This window comes from Aliiroseovarius sp. S2029 (assembly GCF_023195575.1).
Lineage (GTDB): Bacteria > Pseudomonadota > Alphaproteobacteria > Rhodobacterales > Rhodobacteraceae > Aliiroseovarius > Aliiroseovarius zhejiangensis.
In genome coordinates this window covers 864,098-881,201 of sequence record NZ_JALPQE010000001.1, presented here as the reverse complement: position 1 = coordinate 881,201, position 17,104 = coordinate 864,098, and the positions used below count along the sequence as shown (strand labels likewise).

The following is a 17,104-nucleotide window of genomic DNA, read 5'->3' as shown; positions in this document are numbered from 1 at the left end:
GCGCGGGGTTTTTCGTTCCGGGTCACCTCTTTTTTACAAGAAATATCCCCGAAGTTACAAAAAAACAGTCTAAACAATTCATGGTTGTTTGACTTCGGCGCGACTGACTAAAAGGATAGGTGCGGGGATTGGGGATGAAAACCATGGTTGAAGATTTTGGCCTTGATCAAGGGCTGGCCAAGTTGTCGGACCTGGCGCCGAAAGGATACGCGCTGGGGCTGCATATTCGCTATGCTTCGGCGCATATCATGATCCAGACTTACGACCCACGCTGGAGCCAGATTTACACCGAAAAAGGTTACATGCTGGCGGATCCGATGGTGTTCTGGGGGTTCGGTAACGAAGGCACCATCCGGTGGAGCGATCTGAATCTGCCCGACCCGCACGGGATCCTGTCACAGGCTGGCGGGTTTGGCCTGAAATACGGTGTGGCTGTGTCACACGGGTCGACCGCATCGCGCACCATCGGCGGTTTTGCGCGGGAAGATCGCGAGTTTGCAGATGATGAGATTGCGGAAATCCATGCGTTGGTGGTTGAACTGCATGAGAAATCGACCCCGCCCGAGCAACTGACGTCGGCGCAGCGCATGGCCTTGCGGTTGATTGCCAAGGGCAGTCGTCACGCCGAAGCCGCGGCGCTTCTTGGTATTTCGGAAAGTGCGTTGAAGGCCCGGTTGCGCAGTGCGCGCGAGCGCCTGTTTGTGCGGACGACTGCCGAAGCGATCCAGCGCGCGCAGGAATATAACCTTCTGTAACCCGCCCAGACAGGCCGTTTTCGCCTTTCAACTGACGGGCCGCAGTCCTAGATTTGGATCATGGCAGACCTGTTCGATAATGATCCTGCGTCCAAGTCATTTGATGGCGGGAAAGATGCGCCGCGCCCCTTGGCCGATCGGCTCAGGCCGCAGTCCCTGTCCGAGGTGATCGGGCAGGAGCAGGTGCTTGGCCCGGACGCACCGCTTGGCACGATGCTTGCAGCAGGCAGCCTGGGCTCGCTGATCTTCTGGGGGCCGCCGGGCGTCGGCAAAACCACCATCGCGCGCCTTTTGGCACGGGAAACCGACCTGCATTTCGTCCAGATCAGTGCGATCTTCACCGGCGTGCCCGAACTGCGCAAAGTGTTCGAGGCCGCGCGGCATCGGCGGTCGAACGGGCAGGGAACGTTGTTGTTCGTGGACGAAATCCATCGCTTCAACAAGGCCCAGCAGGACGGGTTTTTGCCGCATATGGAAGACGGCACCATCCTTCTGGTCGGGGCGACCACTGAAAATCCGTCGTTCGAGCTGAACGCCGCTGTGCTGTCGCGCTCGCAGGTGTTGGTCTTGACCCGCCTGTCACTCGCTGATCTGGAGCGGCTGGCCCAGAGAGCCGAGAAAGAACTGGACCGCCCCTTGCCCCTGACCGGCGACGCCCGCGATGCGTTGCTGGAGATGGCAGATGGCGACGGGCGGGCGCTTCTGAACCTGATCGAACAGGTGTTCGCCTGGAAGGTTGATGGCAAGCTGGATGTCGACGGTTTGTCCACCCGACTGATGAAACGCGCCGTGATCTATGACAAGTCGGGGGACGAGCATTACAACCTGATTTCCGCCCTGCACAAATCGGTGCGCGGCTCGGACCCTGATGCGGCGCTTTACTGGCTGGCGCGGATGCTGACCGGTGGGGAAGACCCGCGGTATCTGGCCCGCCGCATCACGCGCATGGCGGTCGAGGATATCGGGCTGGCCGATCCACAGGCCCACCGCGTCTGTCTGGACGCGTGGGAAACATATGAGCGTCTGGGCAGCCCGGAAGGCGAGCTGGCACTGGCACAGGCCGTAACCTATCTGGCGCTGGCGCCGAAATCCAACGCGGCCTATGTGGCCTATAAGGCAGCGATGTCGGCGGCAAAGAAAACCGGGTCGGAACCGCCGCCCAAACACATCCTGAACGCACCGACGAGCCTGATGAAAGATCAGGGCTATGGCGACGGCTATGCCTATGATCATGACGCACCCGATGGGTTTTCGGGACAGAACTATTTTCCCGACGGGGTCAAGCGCGGTGTCTTTTATGTTCCGGTCGAACGTGGCTTTGAACGCGAGTTGAAAAAGCGGGTCGACTATTTCGCGCGGCTGCGCTCCAAGCGGGTCGAATAAGGTGACCTTTTCGATCGGTGGACTGCAAAGACGATCCCGACGCTTGACAAGCGCCGCCTGTGGCCGCAGTCAGGCCGCATGATGACACCCCTTTTGCAAGTTGCCCTTGGGGGCGCGATCGGCGCCTCGGCCCGCTATCTGAGCGTGAACGCTTACATACGGGCGTTTGGCACAGGATTCCCTGCGGGCACGATGATCGTAAACGTGCTTGGCTCATTCCTTATCGGTATCGTTGTGGTGTTTCTGGCGCGCAAGGAACTCACCCATATGTCGCCGTTGCTTATGACCGGCTTTTTGGGCGGATTTACGACTTTCTCGGCCTATTCGCTGGAAGCGTATACGCTTTTTGAGCGCGGTCAGATGGGGTCTGCGGCACTCTATGTTATCGGGACGGTGGTCCTGTCAATCCTGGCCCTGATTGCAGGGGTCATGCTGACCCGTATGGTGCTGGCATGAGCGGCGTTCAGGTCATCACCATCGGCCCGGACGAGGCCGAGCAACGGCTTGACCGCTGGGTCAAGCGCCATTTCCCGCATGTCGGGCAGGGCCGGATCGAGAAAGGCTGCCGCAAGGGCGAGTTTCGGGTGAATGGCGCGAAGGTCAAAACCTCGACCCGGGTGGGGCCGGGGGACGAGGTGCGCGTGCCACCGCTTCCGGTGCCGGATCAGGGGCAGGATCGGCCCAAGCCGCAGCCGCGCGTGTCGGATGCGGATGCGAAACTGATCAAATCGTGCATCATCTATCAGGACGATCACATCATTGCCCTGAACAAGCCCCCGGGCCTGCCGACGCAGGGCGGATCGAAGCAGACGCGTCACGTTGACGGACTGGCCGAGGCATTGAAGTTCGACCGCGATGAGAAGCCCCGGTTGGTGCATCGGCTGGACAAGGACACGTCGGGCGTGTTGCTTCTGGCGCGGACGCAGGCGGTGGCTTCGGCGCTGACGGCGGCGATCCGTCATAGGGAAACGCGCAAGATTTACTGGGCCGTGGTGGCCGGTGTGCCGACGCCCTATCTTGGGGAAATTCGTTTCGGTCTTGTCAAGGCGCAAGGCGGCGGCAAAGGAGCTGGCGAAAAGATGATCTGCGTGCACCCGCGCGAGATGAACCAGACCCCCGGCGCGAAACGCGCCCACACGCTTTACGCCACCTTGTATCGCGTGGCCTCGCGCGCTGCGTGGGTCGCGATGGAGCCGATTACCGGACGCACCCACCAATTGCGTGCCCATATGGCCGAAATCGGTCACCCGATCATCGGTGACGGCAAATATGGCGGGTCTGGTCAGGAAAACATGGGCGATGGCTGGGGTGCCATGATTGGCGGCGAGGTGTCGCGCAAGCTGCATCTGCATGCCCGTTCGATGACCTTCCTGCACCCGGTGACACGGAAGCCCGTGACCGTCACCGCCCCGCTGTCAGAACATATGGCCGATACGTTCAAGACCTTCGGCTGGACCGAGGATTTGGCCGCCGATGATCCGTTCGAGGCGTTGCAATGACGGGTCTGCGCCTTGCCGTTTTCGATGTGGATGGCACTCTGATCGACAGCCAGGATTTCATCGTCGAAGCGATGAACCGTGCTTTCGGGGCGATGGGCGTGACGCTGCCGAGCCGCGACGAGGTTTTGTCGATCGTCGGTTTGTCGCTGCACGACGCGATCGGGCGTCTGGTGCCGACGCTGAGCGGGTCCGAGGTCGCCGAGGCATCGGAAAAATACAAGGACATGTTCATTAAGCTGCGGGCGGAAAAGGGCGGCGAGGCGACCGCACCACTTTATCCCGGTGCACGCGCGGCACTTGAGCATCTGCACACCCAAGACGAGGTGTTGCTGGGCGTCGCTACCGGCAAGGCGCGGCGCGGACTGGACCACGCCTATGACGCGCACGACCTGCGCCATTTCTTTGTCACCAGTCAGACGGCGGACAACCATCCGTCGAAGCCGCATCCTTCGATGTTGCAGGCCGCTTTGGCGGAAACGGGTGCGGAGGCTGCGCAGGCGGTCATGATCGGGGATACGAGTTTTGATATGGAAATGGGGCGCGCGGCGGGCTTTCGCACCATCGGCGTGACCTGGGGGTATCACCCGCGCGACAGCCTGATTGCCGCCGGGGCAGATTTGTTGATTGACTCCTTTGCCGATGTGATCCCCGCGTTGGACGATTTATGGAGGACGGCATGAGCGATTGGGTGGCAAAGCGGTTCTGGAAAGAGGCCCGTGCTGTAGCCTGCAATGGCGGATATACGGTCCAGCTTGACGGCCGTCCGATCAAGACCCCGGCCAAGACGCTGCTGTGCGTTCCGACCCTCGCGCTTGCCAAAGCGATTGCCGGGGAATGGGACGCGCAGGCCGACAAGATCGACCCCTCGACCATGCCTGTCACCCGCACTGCGAACTCTGCCCTGGACAAGGTCGCACACCAGTTCACCGAGGTGGCGGATATGCTGGCGGCGTATGGCGACAGCGATCTGTTGTGCTATCGCGCGACACACCCGCAAGAACTGGTCGCACGGCAATCCGGGCTGTGGGATCCGCTGTTGGAGTGGGCCGCCGACGAGCTGGGTGCGCGTTTGCGCCCGGTGTCGGGAATCATGCATCAACCGCAGGATGGTGCGGCGCTTGCCCTGCTGTCGGAACGGGTGCACGGGATGTCAGATTTCGAACTTGCCGGCTTTCACGATCTGGTTGCGATCAGCGGATCGCTGGTTCTGGCACTTGCCGTTACCGTCGAAAGGATATCTGTGGACGAGGCCTGGGCCTTGTCGCGCGTCGACGAGACCTGGCAGGAAGAGCAATGGGGCATTGACGAAGAAGCCTCGGAACTTGCAGAGAAAAAACGTATCGACATTGTGAACGCCGCCTGGTTCTTTCACGCAAGCCGCCACGAAACATAATGCAACCAATGCGTTAGCCACGGTAATATTCTTGCTTTCCCCTAGGTTAAGCATCGCAAATGGCGATGTTGCCCTTGACGATAACTGATCAATTCTTTCAAACTCTCACCCATGTTGAGAGGGGTCATTCCTTTCGCAAACATGGTTGTGGCCGATAGGGCTGCGAAATAGCCCGAAACTACGGGCAACTATTCAGGAAGAGGTAAACATGAAAAAAACCGTTTTTCTTGGCGCACTGACTGTCGCCGGCTTGGCTGCTGGCGCTTCGGCGGCTGCGACCCTTGATGACGTCAAGGCCCGCGGCAAGCTGAACTGCGGTGTGACCACCGGTCTTGTCGGCTTTGCCGCGCCGGACGCAAACGGCAAGTGGGAAGGTTTCGACGTCGACTTTTGCCGTGCTGTGGCCGCTGCCGTCTTGGGCGATGCCAACGCGGTCGAATTCGTTCCGACCACAGGCAAAACACGCTTCACCGCCCTTGCGTCGGGCGAAGTTGATATGCTGGCACGGAACACCACATGGACACTGTCGCGCGATGTCGACCTGAAGTTCGACTTCGTCGGCGTGAACTATTATGACGGTCAGGGTTTCCTTGTCTCGAAAGAGATGGGTGTAAGCTCGGCCAAGGATCTGGACGGCGCAACCGTCTGCATCCAGACCGGCACCACCACCGAGCTGAACCTGGCGGATTTCTTCCGCGCAAACAACATCAGCTATGAACCGGTGCCGATCGAAACCAACGCCGAAGGTCAACAGCAGTATCTTGCCGGTGCGTGCGATACCTATACCACCGACGCTTCGGGTCTGGCCGCAACGCGCGCCACCTTTGAGAACCCGCAGGATCACGTCGTTCTGCCGGAAATCATCTCGAAAGAGCCGCTGGGACCGCTGGTCCGTCACGGCGACAACGAGTGGGCTGACATCGTCCGCTGGACGCTGAATGCCCTGATTTCGGCAGAAGAGCTGGGCATCACGTCGACCAATATCGGCGAACTGTCGGCCGCACCTGGCGACAACCCGGAAATCAACCGGTTGCTGGGCACCGAGGGCAATCTGGGCGAAATGCTCGGCCTTGATGCCGACTGGGCCAAGCGCGCCATCATGGCGGGCGGAAACTATGGTGAAGTGTTCGCCAAGAATATTGGTGAAAGCACACCGATCGCTCTGGCCCGTGGCCTGAACGCTCAGTGGAAAGATGGCGGTCTGATCTATTCGCCACCGTTCCGGTAAACATATCTTTGGAAAGGGCGTGGTGCTGCCACGCCCTTTTCGTTTCTATCAGAACGCACCTTGGCACCGCGGCACGATCCGCAACTAACAAACAAAGCCAAGGGCAACGGGGACGTCATCAATGACAACTATAACCGACCCTCATCAGGGCCAGTTCCGGCTATCCATGCTGCTCTATGACAGCCGGTACCGCTCGATGACCATTCAGATTGTCGCGTTGATCGGCTTTCTGATGCTTCTCGGCTGGCTTCTGTCAAACACCGCCCAGAACCTCGCGGAGCTGGGAAAAGAACCCAGTTTCAGCTTCATGATGGAGCCGGCGGGATACGACATCAACCAGCGCCTTCTTGACTACAATTCGCAAGATACCCACCTGCGCGCATCGTTAATGGGGCTTCTGAACACCCTGCTTGTTGCGGTCATGGGCTGTATCACCGCCACAGTGCTTGGCGTAATCATCGGCGTTTTGCGCCTGTCGCCCAACTGGATCATATCGCGCCTGTCTGCCGTTTATGTCGAAGGCTTCCGCAACGTTCCGGTCCTGTTGTGGATCGTGTTCACAATGGCGGTCCTGATCGAGACCCTTCCGCAGCCAAGCGCCTTTCGAAAAGGCGAGGCCAGCATGTCCCTCTGGGACAGTGTGGCCGTCACAAACCGCGGGATCTATATTCCCGAACCGCTGTTTTCACGCAGCCTTGGAGACATTCATCTTCTTGGCAACTCCAGCCTTCGCTTTGATGTCAGCCTTGACCTTCTGGTGCTTCTGGCGGTGTTGATCGGGGGCATCCTGACCTCGGTGCTGATCAAGCGCCGCGCCGACATTTTGCAAGAGGCCACAGGCGTGCGCCCGCGCACATGGCATTTGCGCCTGGGGGTCATTCTGGTGCCCTTTGTTCTGGTGCTTGCCATCCTCGGCTTCCATCTGGGCTATCCCGAACTGAAGGGCTTCAACTTCCGAAACGGCATTCACCTGCGGAATTCGCTGATCGCCCTGTGGCTTGCCCTGTCGCTCTATACCGGGGCTTTCATCGCCGAAATCGTCCGCGCCGGCATCCTGGCCGTGTCAAAAGGCCAGACCGAGGCGGCAAGCGCCCTGGGTCTGCGCCCCAAACGCACGATGAGCCTTGTGATCCTGCCACAGGCATTGCGGGTCATCATTCCGCCGCTGATTTCGAATTATCTGAACCTGACCAAGAACAGCTCGTTGGCCATTGCCGTGGGCTACATGGACATCACGGGCACCTTGGGTGGCATCACCATGAACCAGACCGGGCGCGAGCTTGAAACGGTTCTGCTCTTGATGCTGGTCTACCTGACCATCTCGCTGACCATCTCGGCGGTGATGAACTGGTACAACGAATCCGTGAAGCTGAAGGAGCGCTGATATGTCCGATCTGTCCTATGTCCGCGCCGAAATGCTGCCTGAACGAGCACCACCTGCATCGCAGGTCGGGTTCGTCGGCTGGGCGCGTCAAAACCTGTTCAACGGGGTCGGAAACTCGATCCTGACAGTGCTGTCGCTGATTTTCATCTGGTATGTCGTATCGTTCCTGCTGTCCTGGGCGTTCTCGCCCACATGGAACAGCGCGTCACTCAGTGAATGCCGCGAGATCTTCGGTGCTGAAAGCGGCCACCACGCCGCATGCTGGGGGGTTATCAACGACCGCTGGCAGCAGCTTCTGTTCGGCTTCTACCCCAATGGGTCGGAAGAAGGCACCTCGGACCTGCGCTGGCGCCCAATTCTGGCCTTTCTGCTGCTTTTCGTGGCAGTGACACCGGTGCTGTTCAACATGATATCGCGCCGGATGAACTGGGTCCTGTTGTGTGCCGTTCTGGGGCTGACCAGCCTGTATCTTGGTGGTGCCTTGGGGATCGTTGTCGGCTTGGCCCTGATCGCCGCCGGTGCGGCGATCGGTTATAAAGCCTTTACAGCGGATAAAACCGCGCGTGCAGCCGAGATTGAAGCCGGGGCAAAACGCCTGCCAAACCCGCTGATCTTCTCGGCGATCTACCCGTTCATCGCCCCTTGGCTCTTGTGGGGTGGTACGCTGTGGTTGCCCATAGGGGCAGCGCTGGGATTCGTCATCGGTTATTTTGTCTACCGCCTTTTGGCTTCGATCGTCGGAAGCCTTGCGGGAATGATCGTCGCGGTTCTTGTGGCGCTGGTCTGGTGGCTGCTGTTGACGGTCGGCTTTGCAGACCTCATGCAAAGCATCATTCCCATCGGTCTTGAACCCGTCGAAAGCCGCGATTTCGGGGGCTTCATGCTGTCGATCACCATCGGTGTCGTCGCCATCGCCTGTTCGTTGCCCATCGGCATCGTGCTCGCGCTGGGCCGCCAGTCGGACCTCTTGATCGTCAAGGCGTTGTGCGTCGGCTTCATCGAGTTCATCCGCGGCGTGCCGCTGATCACGCTTCTGTTCGTGGCCTCGACGCTTCTGAACATTTTCATGCCGCCGGGGACGAACTTTGACATCATCCTTCGGGTGCTGATCATGGTGACGCTGTTTGCCGCAGCCTATATGGCCGAGGTGATCCGGGGCGGTCTGGCCGCCTTGCCGCGTGGCCAGTATGAAGCGGCCGATGCGCTTGGGCTGGACTACTGGAAAGCTCAACGCCTGATCATCATGCCGCAAGCCCTGAAAATCTCGATTCCGGGCATCGTGTCGACCTTCATCGGCGTGTTCAAGGACACGGTGCTGGTGTCGATCATCGGACTTCTGGACCCTCTGGGTCTTTCAAATGCCATCCGTGCAGACCAGGCGTGGAACGGTGTCGTGTGGGAGCTTTACGGCTTCATCGCGCTGTTGTTCTTCGTCTTCTGTTTCTCGATGTCGCGCTATTCGATGTATCTCGAACGCCGGCTTCGCACGGACCACCGTTAAAGGAGAGACCTATGTCGTCTATTACTCTCGAAACCCACGCCGACCGCTCGAAAATGGAAGTGTCGGACGAGATTGCCATCGAAATTCGGGGCATGAACAAATGGTACGGGGCCTTCCACGTGCTCCGCGACATCGACCTGACCGTCTATCAAGGCGAACGGATCGTGATCGCGGGGCCGTCGGGCTCGGGCAAATCCACCCTGATCCGCTGCATCAACCGGCTTGAGGAGCACCAGGAAGGCCAGATCATCGTTGACGGAACCGAACTGACCTCGGACCTGAAAAACGTCGACAAGGTGCGTTCCGAAGTGGGGATGGTGTTTCAGCACTTCAACCTCTTCCCGCACTTGACCATCCTGGAAAACTGCACGCTCGCCCCCATCTGGGTGCGCAAAACGCCCCGAAAAGAGGCGGAAGAGATTGCGATGCACTTCCTTGAAAAGGTCAAGATCCCCGAGCAGGCTCACAAGTATCCGGGCATGTTGTCGGGTGGTCAGCAACAGCGTGTGGCCATCGCGCGTTCGCTGTGCATGCGTCCGCGCATCATGCTGTTTGACGAACCCACCTCCGCGCTTGATCCCGAAATGATCAAGGAAGTGCTGGAAACCATGGTGGAACTGGCCGAAGAAGGCATGACCATGCTTTGCGTGACCCACGAAATGGGCTTCGCGAAAGAGGTCGCCAACCGTGTGATCTTCATGGATGCCGGCCAGATCGTGGAACAGAACGAACCGGAAGAGTTTTTCAACAACCCTCAGAACGAACGCACCAAGCTGTTCCTCAGCCAGATCCTTTGATCTGCCTGTACACCACGACCAGAACCCCGCACCGGCACGTGCGGGGTTTTGCATTTCCCGTGTTTCTTCTGGCTAAAAAATATCCCGGGGTGAGCGGCTATGCCGCGAGGGGCTGGCCCCTTCTTCTCTGCGCTCAGATCAGTTCGCGCGGAACGACGAAATCAATGACCTGTCCGGTGCCCCAATCCACATCTGACCAGCGGTCAGCCTCGAACCTGATGACACTGGTTGCTGCGGTCGGGTAATGGTTGAACCTTGGGTGCGGATGGGGTTCTGCCGCCAACCGCCGGGCCAGAAAGGCCGAACCGGGGTTGTGGGCGACCATCATCACAGTCTCGGTTTCAGCCGTTTTCAACGCCGCCAGCATCGTATCGGGGTTGGCTAGATACAGTGCGCGCGAGTATGCGGCCTTCGGCGCCTTCACGAACTTGTCCGCGATCAACGCCCAGGTTTCGCGGGTGCGTTCTGCGTCCGAACACAGAATGGTGTCGGGCACATATCCACGCTCGGCCAACCAGCGCCCGATCGCCTTCGCCGAGGCGCGCCCGCGCTTGTTCAGCGGCCGGGCGTGGTCATCCAGATCGGCATCCCCCCAGCTGGATTTGGCATGTCGGGTCAGGATCAGGGTCAGTGTCATCTTGGGTTAAACGCTTTCATGTGAAATGCAGACTGAGCGGCCAACCTGCCATAGTTTTGGCTGATGGGGCAAGCGCGACGCGCTGCACAACCCGACCCCATGCAACCGGCGTGGTCCGCCCCGTTCAAATGGTCGATGCATTTGCCCGTGTCATAGCCAACGTCGCTCAGAGCATCGACGGGGCAGGCGGTTTTGCAGGGGGCATCGCAAGTGTCGCAGGGGCAGTTCGGCGCGGGGGGCAGGGCCAGCCGCCCCGGCAGGCGCACAGCGCCACGAAAGCTGACCCACAGACCGGCGGTGTCGTGAACCAGCAATGTCACCGGTGATCGCCACGCGCGACCTGACCGCAAGGCCCAATCGAAGAACGGAGGATAAGGCGGCCCGTCCGAGGGAAAGACCGGGTGCCCCCCCCAACGGCTGGCAAGATCCGAGATCACGGATTTTGACCAGCGATCCATCGGGTCCGGCAATCCGTCGCCAAATTCTGCACTATCGGTGAATCGTGCCCAGAACCCCGGTTCAAACGGCCCAAGAAGGATCACCGTATCTTGCCCGTCATGCAAAGCGCCGAACACGTCCAACTGGCGTGCCCGTGCCTCTTGTGTCAGGTGCGTAAGGGTCATTTCCGTCGAAACGGCAGCATCAGGCTCCAGCCCAGTTTCGATGGATTGTCGTCTTGCCATTGCAGCCCGATCACCATGTCGTCATGCCCGTCGCGGGGTTGTGCCGTATAGGTTCTGAACATACGATCCCAGATCGACAAGCAGAAGCCATAGTTGCTGTCTGTTTCATCTCTGTGAATGGAATGGTGCACCCGGTGCATGTCGGGCGTGACCAACACAAGACGAAGCCATTTGTCCAATCCCAGCGGCAAACGCATATTGGCATGGTTGAACATGGCTGAACCGTTCAGGATCACTTCGAACAGGATCACCCCCAGCGCAGGCGCGCCCAGCAGATAGACCATGCCAATCTTGATGATCATCGAGGCTGCGATCTCGACCGGGTGAAACCTGAGCGCGGTGGTCACGTCGAAATCACGGTCAGCATGATGCACCCGGTGCAGGCGCCACAGGATGGGCACCTTGTGAAACATCACATGCTGCGCCCAGATCGCCAGATCAAGGATCAGGATGGCGGCGACCACCTCGACCCAGACGGGCAGGTCAACATTGTTGAACCAGCCCCAACCCTGCGCCTCGGCGTCCAGTGCGGCGCCAACGGCCAGCAGCGGCATCACCAGCGCCATCAGGCGCAGGGTCAGGCTGTCGATCACGATGATCGACAGGTTGGTGAACCAGCGGGTCTGGCGGGGCTGGGTGCGGGCGCGACGGGGCGCTTTGGCCTCGATGATTGCGAACAGGGCAAACAGGCCCAGAAAACTGCCCAGTCGAAGAAGAAGTTCGTATTCCATGCGGTGAATTTATGGTCTGTCCGGCCAAGCGCAAGACACATTCGCGCGACATGGCCCCACGCCACGGATCCGCGTTCAGGCGCGGATCAACGATCCGGCACCGTGATCTGTGTAAAGCTCCAGCAAACAGGCATTGGGTGCGCGCCCGTCCAGAATGACCACGGCGCGCACGCCGCCCTCGATCGCTGCCAGAGCGGTCTCGGTTTTCGGGATCATCCCGCCCGCGATCACGCCCGAAGCGGTCATCTCGCGAATTTGCGTCGGTGTGAGCTGGGTCAAAACCGCACCATCGGCGTTTTTCACCCCTTCGACATCCGTCAGCAGAAGCAGGCGATCCGCCTTCAGGCCAGCGGCGATGGCGCCCGCCATTGTGTCGCCGTTGATGTTATAGGTCTCGCCGTTGCGGCCCACACCCAAGGGGGCGATCACCGGGATGGTTTCCGTCGCCGCCAGGTCATGCAGAATGGATACGTCGACCTCGGCAGGGGTTCCGACGAACCCGAGGTCTGGGTTAGTCTGGTCGCATGTGACTAGCCGGGCGTCTTTGCCGGACAGACCAACGGCCTTGCCGCCCTCAGCATTGATGGCCTGGACGATCCGCTTGTTGACGGCACCGGACAGGACCATTTCAACCACTTCGACAGTGGCTGCATCCGTCACGCGCTTGCCGTTCACGAACTCGCTTTTGATCTGCAGACGATCCAGCATCTTGTTGATCATCGGCCCGCCGCCATGCACCACCACGGGCTTCACACCCACCTGTCGCATCAGCACGATGTCGCGGGCGAAACTGGCCATCTCTTCGTCATCACCCATGGCATTGCCGCCGAACTTGATGACAACGGTCGCGCCTGTATAGCGCTGCAAATAGGGCAGAGCCTGGGACAGAGTGCGGGCGGTGGCGATCCAATCGCGGTTCATGTTCTGGGTCTTCATTCCAAGTTCCTCGTGCCCCACCGTGTTAGAGTGTTGCCCATCCCATGCCAAGGCCCATTGCACGCTGCCCGTGGGCTGATAGGGTTGCGGCGAAACCAATCAACGGGATACCCACCATGGCCGAGCGACAAAAAACCCTTTTGCTGACCGGGGCCAGCCGGGGCATCGGCCACGCCACTGTGCGCCGGTTCAACCGCGAAGGTTGGCGGGTCATCACCTGTTCACGCCATGCCATCCCCGAAGAATGCCCCTGGGGCGGAACCGGCAAGGATCATGTGCAGCTGGACCTGTCCGACCCTGCCGATACGATCAACGCGGTTGGGGTCATTCAAGAAAAGCTGGATGGAAAGCTGGATGCGCTGGTCAACAATGCGGGTGTGTCCCCCAAAGGGCCGAACGGATCACGTCTGAACACGTTGAACACCGACCTGATGGATTGGGGCAAAGTCTTCCATGTGAATTTCTTCGCCTCGGTCGTGTTGGCCCGGGGCCTGAAAGACGAACTGGCGGCGGCGAAAGGGGCGGTGGTCAATGTCACCTCGATCGCGGGGTCGCGGGTGCACCCTTTTGCCGGCGCGGCCTATGCCACATCCAAAGCGGCGCTGGCGGCCCTGACCCGCGAGATGGCGCATGATTTCGGCCCAATGGGCGTGCGGGTGAACGCGATTGCGCCCGGTGAAGTCGAAACCTCGATCCTGTCACCCGGCACCGATAAAATTGTGCGCAAACTGCCGCTGCAGCGCCTTGGCCAACCGGAAGAGGTTGCCGCCGCGATCTATTTCCTGTGCTCTCCGGAAAGCTCGTATATTTCGGGCGCCGAGATCGAGGTGAACGGCGCGCAACACGTCTGACCTTCGCGTCAGTCCAGCGTTGCGATAATCGCCCGCAAGGTTTCGATCCCATCGCCTTTTTCAGACGAGGTCAGCACAAGTTCGGGAAAGGCGGCCGGGTGCTTCGACAAGGCCTTGCGCACCTGCGCCAGCACCTTTTCGCGGTCTTTCTCTTTCACCTTGTCTGCCTTGGTCAGCACCGCCTGGAAGGTCACGGCGGACTTGTCCAGCAGGGTCATGATGTCTTCGTCCACGGCTTTGACGCCATGCCGCGCGTCGATCAGAACGAAGGCGCGGCGCAGGTTCTGGCGACCGGACAGATAGGATTTCAGAAGCCGCTGCCACTTCTCGACCACCTTCACTGGCGCGTTGGCATAGCCATAGCCCGGAAGGTCCACAAGATAGGGTCCGTTGGTGGTGGTGAAAAAGTTGATCTCTTGCGTGCGGCCCGGGGTGTTGGACGCGCGCGCCAACCCTTTTCGCCCGGTCAAGGCATTGATCAAACTGGATTTACCGACATTTGACCGACCAGCAAAGCAAACCTCGACCCGGTCGGGCGCGGGCAACCCATCCATCGCCACGACGCCTTTCAGAAAATCGGTTTCCGCGGCGAACAGCAGGCGCCCGGCCTCGCGTTCCTGCGGATCAGGTTCTTCTGCAAGGGGAAAGGGAAGTTGGTTCATGTGATAACCTCAACCGGGCTGTCGATGTGAATGGCACCCGGCTTGGTCACGTAACCGTAAACGCCAAACTCCTGGTGGCCCCAGCCTTGTTTGAGCGCACCCAGTGTATCAGCATCACGCGCCCCGGTGTTCGGATTGGTGGTGGTGGCAAGACAGCGGGTGATTTCCTCGCGGATGTCCATTTCGGTGTCGCCCACGCGGATGCGTTTGCCGATCCAGCCTTTCTCGTCCCATGCGCTCAACCCGGAAAGAAACAGGTTTCCGCGCCAACGCAGCGGCGACAATGATTGCCCAATCTGGGCCTCAACGGCAGCGTGCGAGGCCAGATTGATCAACGATACCGACGGAAAATCGGTATCCGTCATCCCCCGGTCGGCCTTAACGATGCGCGCGGGTGCGGCGCGATTTGACGGACAAAGCGGTGTGATCCACTCGATAAAGCGCGGGTGGTCTTCCAAGCGGTCTGGGTTGAAGGTGATGCCCGGTTTGGCCGGGTGGGTCAGCGTGATCGTGTTGCTGGCGCGGTCAAACTGTGCGTCAAGTGCCATCAGCAACGGTGCTTTTGCACCGCGCGAGAAATTTGAACAGGGTGCCCATTGGTCGGGGTCTTCGATCCGTGCGGCATCATGGGCGACAGCCCAGTGACGATCAAAGGGCAGGCATTCGCCTGCCCTTAGGGTCACATTCAACAGCGCCTCACGCCCGTGCGACTTGATCGGATGCCGCCAGATTTCGGCGACATGCGCCATTAGCCTGCGTCCTTCGGCTTGCGCTTGAAGGTTTTCAGCACATTGCCCAGCACATCGGGTTTGTGACCGTGGCTGCGCATGATCGTGTATTGCTGCACGAAGGTGATCGTGTTGTTCGCAATCCAGTAGATCACCAGACCCGAGGCAAACTGGCCCAGCATGAACATGAACACCCATGGCATCCATGCAAAGATCATCGCCTGCGTCGGATCGGTGGGCGCCGGGTTCAGCTTCTGTTGCAGCCACATCGAGATACCCAGGATGATCGGCAACACACCCAGTGACACGATGGCCAGCAGGCTGTCGGGGCTGGGCGCGGCATAGGGCAACAGGCCGAACAGGTTCAGGATCGAGCTTGGATCGGGCGCCGACAAATCCTTGATCCAGCCGATCCAGGGTGCGTGCCGCAGTTCCAGCGTGACAAAAATAACTTTGTAGAGCGAGAAGAAGATCGGGATTTGCAGCAGGATCGGCAGACAGCCCGAGGCCGGGTTGACCTTTTCCTTCTTGTAAAGCTCCATCATTTCCTGCTGAAGCTTGGCGCGGTCGTCACCGGCACGTTCCTTCAGTTTTTCCATCTCGGGCTGAAGTTCTTTCATCTTCGCCATCGAGACATAGGATTTGTAAGCCAGCGGGAACAGGATCGCCTTGATCACGAGGGTCAGGCCGATGATGGCCCAGCCCATGTTGCCGATCACGGCGTTCAGCCAATGCAGCACCGCGAAAATCGGTTTGGTCAGGAAGAAGAACCAGCCCCAGTCGATCGAGTCGATGAAGCGATGGATGCCATCCTCGTTCTGATAGGCGCGAATGGTTTCCCATTCCTTGGCACCGGCAAACAGCCGGGTTTCGACGCTGGCTGTGGCGCCGGGGGCAACATCCTGTGTCGGCATCCTGATCTGGGTCTGATAGATGTCCGATTTCTCGGCATAGCGCACGACCGATGTGAACCCTTGGCCGGGTTCGGGGATCAGCGTGGTCATCCAGTAATGGTCGGTAAACCCGATCCAGCCGTTTTCCTCCACCTGTGCCACATCGGCTTTTGCGCCTTCGCGCTCGTCGAAGGACAGGTCGGCGACGTCGGAATAGTCGGTTTCCTCAAGCTCTTTGTCGACCTGGCGTATCACGCCTTCGTGCAGGATGAAGAACCCCTTGAGGTTCGAGGGTTCGCCATGACGCGCAAGCACGCCATAAGGGGCCATGCGGTGGGGGGTGGAGCTTGTATTTTCGACTGACTGGTTGATGGTGAACATGAAGCTCTCGTCAACCGAGATGGTGCGGCGGAAGATCAGACCTTTTCCATTGTCCCAGCGCAGGGTCACCGGCGTTTCGGGGGTCAGCGTTTTGCCGGTTTCAACCGACCAGACGGTCGTCGGACCCGGCACGTCTTCCAAAGCGGTCTGTCCGCCGGGCGTCCAGCCATAAAGTGCATAATAGGCTTCCGCCTCGCCGGTGGGGCGCAGCAGTTTGACGATATCGCTCTCTTTCGACAGTTCGACGTGGTAATCTTTCAGCTTCAGATCATCCAGTCGCCCCCCCAGAAGCGAAATCGACCCGGACAGTTCGGGCGTGTCAATCTCGACACGACCGACATTGGCCTGTTCGGCAGAAACATCAGCGGTGGTTGCCGCCGGGGTGGATGCGCCGTCGCTGTCGGGCAGTGTCGGGACGACCTGACCTTCGGCGGATGTTTGTTCGGTCGGTGCAGGGCTTTCGATGGGATCCGCCGGGGGAAACATGATCATCCATCCAGTGATGACGAGAAAACTCAGCACTGTTGCGAGGATCAGGTTCTTGTTCTGGTCGTCCATCGGGGCCTACCACTCATCAATTTCGGTCAGAGTGGTTCAACAGGGCAGGGCGCAAAAGGTCAAGCAGTTTTAGGGCGCAGGGCGCGCGCAATCTTGAGGATCGC

Annotated in this window: 18 protein-coding genes; 11 read left to right on the top strand and 7 right to left on the bottom strand. The window is 59.7% G+C overall.

The window, feature by feature from the left end:
* Window positions 1–143 precede the first annotated feature (143 nt).
* From MUY21_RS04355 to MUY21_RS04310, 10 genes are all read left to right on the top strand, one after another.
* The gene (locus MUY21_RS04355) at window positions 144–755 is read left to right on the top strand and encodes an autoinducer binding domain-containing protein (RefSeq protein ID WP_191286674.1); all 612 of its coding nucleotides are present in this window, start codon (window positions 144–146) and stop codon (window positions 753–755) included.
* Window positions 756–815: 60 nt separating this feature from the next.
* Window positions 816–2,138: a replication-associated recombination protein A gene (locus MUY21_RS04350; protein WP_248409126.1), complete on the top strand. Its 1,323-nt coding sequence runs from the start codon at window positions 816–818 to the stop codon at window positions 2,136–2,138.
* Window positions 2,139–2,216: 78 nt separating this feature from the next.
* Window positions 2,217–2,594, top strand: coding sequence for a fluoride efflux transporter CrcB (gene crcB / locus MUY21_RS04345; RefSeq protein WP_248409125.1), 378 nt, complete (start codon window positions 2,217–2,219; stop codon window positions 2,592–2,594).
* A complete protein-coding gene (locus tag MUY21_RS04340; RefSeq protein WP_248409124.1) occupies window positions 2,591–3,637 on the top strand; it encodes an RluA family pseudouridine synthase in 1,047 nt (348 codons plus the stop codon). Before crcB ends, MUY21_RS04340 begins: the two co-directional genes overlap by 4 nt.
* On the top strand, window positions 3,634–4,317 hold the full coding sequence (locus MUY21_RS04335; RefSeq protein WP_248409123.1) for an HAD-IA family hydrolase: 684 nt from the start codon (window positions 3,634–3,636) through the stop codon (window positions 4,315–4,317). Before MUY21_RS04340 ends, MUY21_RS04335 begins: the two co-directional genes overlap by 4 nt.
* On the top strand, window positions 4,314–5,030 hold the full coding sequence (locus tag MUY21_RS04330) for an ATP12 family protein (RefSeq protein WP_248409122.1): 717 nt from the start codon (window positions 4,314–4,316) through the stop codon (window positions 5,028–5,030). Before MUY21_RS04335 ends, MUY21_RS04330 begins: the two co-directional genes overlap by 4 nt.
* Before the next feature lie 208 nt (window positions 5,031–5,238).
* Window positions 5,239–6,258, top strand: a complete 1,020-nt coding sequence (locus MUY21_RS04325; protein ID WP_248409121.1) for an amino acid ABC transporter substrate-binding protein — start codon at window positions 5,239–5,241, stop codon at window positions 6,256–6,258.
* A 121-nt stretch (window positions 6,259–6,379) separates the two neighbouring features.
* A complete protein-coding gene (locus MUY21_RS04320; RefSeq protein ID WP_248409120.1) occupies window positions 6,380–7,642 on the top strand; it encodes an ABC transporter permease subunit in 1,263 nt (420 codons plus the stop codon).
* A gap of 1 nt (window position 7,643) precedes the next feature.
* A complete protein-coding gene (locus MUY21_RS04315; protein WP_248409119.1) occupies window positions 7,644–9,143 on the top strand; it encodes an amino acid ABC transporter permease in 1,500 nt (499 codons plus the stop codon).
* Between the two features lie 11 nt (window positions 9,144–9,154).
* On the top strand, window positions 9,155–9,940 hold the full coding sequence (locus MUY21_RS04310) for an amino acid ABC transporter ATP-binding protein (protein WP_282568916.1): 786 nt from the start codon (window positions 9,155–9,157) through the stop codon (window positions 9,938–9,940).
* Between the two features lie 133 nt (window positions 9,941–10,073).
* Here MUY21_RS04310 and MUY21_RS04305 read toward each other — a convergent pair whose 3' ends face one another.
* The 4 genes from MUY21_RS04305 to argB form a co-directional block, all read right to left on the bottom strand.
* On the bottom strand, window positions 10,074–10,577 hold the full coding sequence (locus MUY21_RS04305; protein ID WP_248409118.1) for a histidine phosphatase family protein: 504 nt from the start codon (window positions 10,575–10,577) through the stop codon (window positions 10,074–10,076).
* Window positions 10,574–11,200, bottom strand: coding sequence for a ferredoxin (locus tag MUY21_RS04300; RefSeq protein WP_248409117.1), 627 nt, complete (start codon window positions 11,198–11,200; stop codon window positions 10,574–10,576). The genes MUY21_RS04305 and MUY21_RS04300 overlap by 4 nt, the downstream gene beginning before the upstream one ends.
* Window positions 11,197–11,991 carry a sterol desaturase family protein gene (locus tag MUY21_RS04295; RefSeq protein WP_248409116.1) on the bottom strand — a complete coding sequence of 265 codons (795 nt, stop codon included), beginning with the start codon at window positions 11,989–11,991 and terminating at the stop codon, window positions 11,197–11,199. The genes MUY21_RS04300 and MUY21_RS04295 overlap by 4 nt, the downstream gene beginning before the upstream one ends.
* 75 nt (window positions 11,992–12,066) lie before the next feature.
* On the bottom strand, window positions 12,067–12,927 hold the full coding sequence (argB, locus tag MUY21_RS04290) for an acetylglutamate kinase (protein WP_248409115.1): 861 nt from the start codon (window positions 12,925–12,927) through the stop codon (window positions 12,067–12,069).
* Window positions 12,928–13,043: 116 nt separating this feature from the next.
* Between argB and MUY21_RS04285 the strand changes: the two genes are divergently transcribed.
* Window positions 13,044–13,778, top strand: coding sequence for an SDR family oxidoreductase (locus MUY21_RS04285; RefSeq protein ID WP_191286597.1), 735 nt, complete (start codon window positions 13,044–13,046; stop codon window positions 13,776–13,778).
* A gap of 8 nt (window positions 13,779–13,786) precedes the next feature.
* Here the strand turns inward: MUY21_RS04285 and yihA are convergent, their stop codons facing one another.
* Genes yihA through yidC form a run of 3 tightly spaced genes read right to left on the bottom strand, consistent with a single transcriptional unit; the run spans window position 13,787 to window position 17,000 of the window.
* Window positions 13,787–14,440, bottom strand: a complete 654-nt coding sequence (gene yihA / locus MUY21_RS04280) for a ribosome biogenesis GTP-binding protein YihA/YsxC (protein ID WP_248409114.1) — start codon at window positions 14,438–14,440, stop codon at window positions 13,787–13,789.
* Window positions 14,437–15,189 carry an MOSC domain-containing protein gene (locus MUY21_RS04275; RefSeq protein ID WP_248409113.1) on the bottom strand — a complete coding sequence of 251 codons (753 nt, stop codon included), beginning with the start codon at window positions 15,187–15,189 and terminating at the stop codon, window positions 14,437–14,439. Before MUY21_RS04275 ends, yihA begins: the two co-directional genes overlap by 4 nt.
* Entirely contained in the window at window positions 15,189–17,000 is a 1,812-nt protein-coding gene (gene yidC / locus MUY21_RS04270) for a membrane protein insertase YidC (RefSeq protein ID WP_248409112.1), read from the bottom strand. The genes MUY21_RS04275 and yidC overlap by 1 nt, the downstream gene beginning before the upstream one ends.
* Window positions 17,001–17,104: the final 104 nt, after the last annotated feature.

Coding starts and splice junctions, on each gene's coding strand:
- MUY21_RS04355 (WP_191286674.1), top strand. CDS start 144: ATGGTTGAAGATTTTGGCCTTGATCAAGGGCTGGCCAAGTTGTCGGAC.
- MUY21_RS04350 (WP_248409126.1), top strand. CDS start 816: ATGGCAGACCTGTTCGATAATGATCCTGCGTCCAAGTCATTTGATGGC.
- crcB (WP_248409125.1), top strand. CDS start 2,217: ATGATGACACCCCTTTTGCAAGTTGCCCTTGGGGGCGCGATCGGCGCC.
- MUY21_RS04340 (WP_248409124.1), top strand. CDS start 2,591: ATGAGCGGCGTTCAGGTCATCACCATCGGCCCGGACGAGGCCGAGCAA.
- MUY21_RS04335 (WP_248409123.1), top strand. CDS start 3,634: ATGACGGGTCTGCGCCTTGCCGTTTTCGATGTGGATGGCACTCTGATC.
- MUY21_RS04330 (WP_248409122.1), top strand. CDS start 4,314: ATGAGCGATTGGGTGGCAAAGCGGTTCTGGAAAGAGGCCCGTGCTGTA.
- MUY21_RS04325 (WP_248409121.1), top strand. CDS start 5,239: ATGAAAAAAACCGTTTTTCTTGGCGCACTGACTGTCGCCGGCTTGGCT.
- MUY21_RS04320 (WP_248409120.1), top strand. CDS start 6,380: ATGACAACTATAACCGACCCTCATCAGGGCCAGTTCCGGCTATCCATG.
- MUY21_RS04315 (WP_248409119.1), top strand. CDS start 7,644: ATGTCCGATCTGTCCTATGTCCGCGCCGAAATGCTGCCTGAACGAGCA.
- MUY21_RS04310 (WP_282568916.1), top strand. CDS start 9,155: ATGTCGTCTATTACTCTCGAAACCCACGCCGACCGCTCGAAAATGGAA.
- MUY21_RS04305 (WP_248409118.1), bottom strand. CDS start 10,577: ATGACACTGACCCTGATCCTGACCCGACATGCCAAATCCAGCTGGGGG.
- MUY21_RS04300 (WP_248409117.1), bottom strand. CDS start 11,200: ATGACCCTTACGCACCTGACACAAGAGGCACGGGCACGCCAGTTGGAC.
- MUY21_RS04295 (WP_248409116.1), bottom strand. CDS start 11,991: ATGGAATACGAACTTCTTCTTCGACTGGGCAGTTTTCTGGGCCTGTTT.
- argB (WP_248409115.1), bottom strand. CDS start 12,927: ATGAAGACCCAGAACATGAACCGCGATTGGATCGCCACCGCCCGCACT.
- MUY21_RS04285 (WP_191286597.1), top strand. CDS start 13,044: ATGGCCGAGCGACAAAAAACCCTTTTGCTGACCGGGGCCAGCCGGGGC.
- yihA (WP_248409114.1), bottom strand. CDS start 14,440: ATGAACCAACTTCCCTTTCCCCTTGCAGAAGAACCTGATCCGCAGGAA.
- MUY21_RS04275 (WP_248409113.1), bottom strand. CDS start 15,189: ATGGCGCATGTCGCCGAAATCTGGCGGCATCCGATCAAGTCGCACGGG.
- yidC (WP_248409112.1), bottom strand. CDS start 17,000: ATGGACGACCAGAACAAGAACCTGATCCTCGCAACAGTGCTGAGTTTT.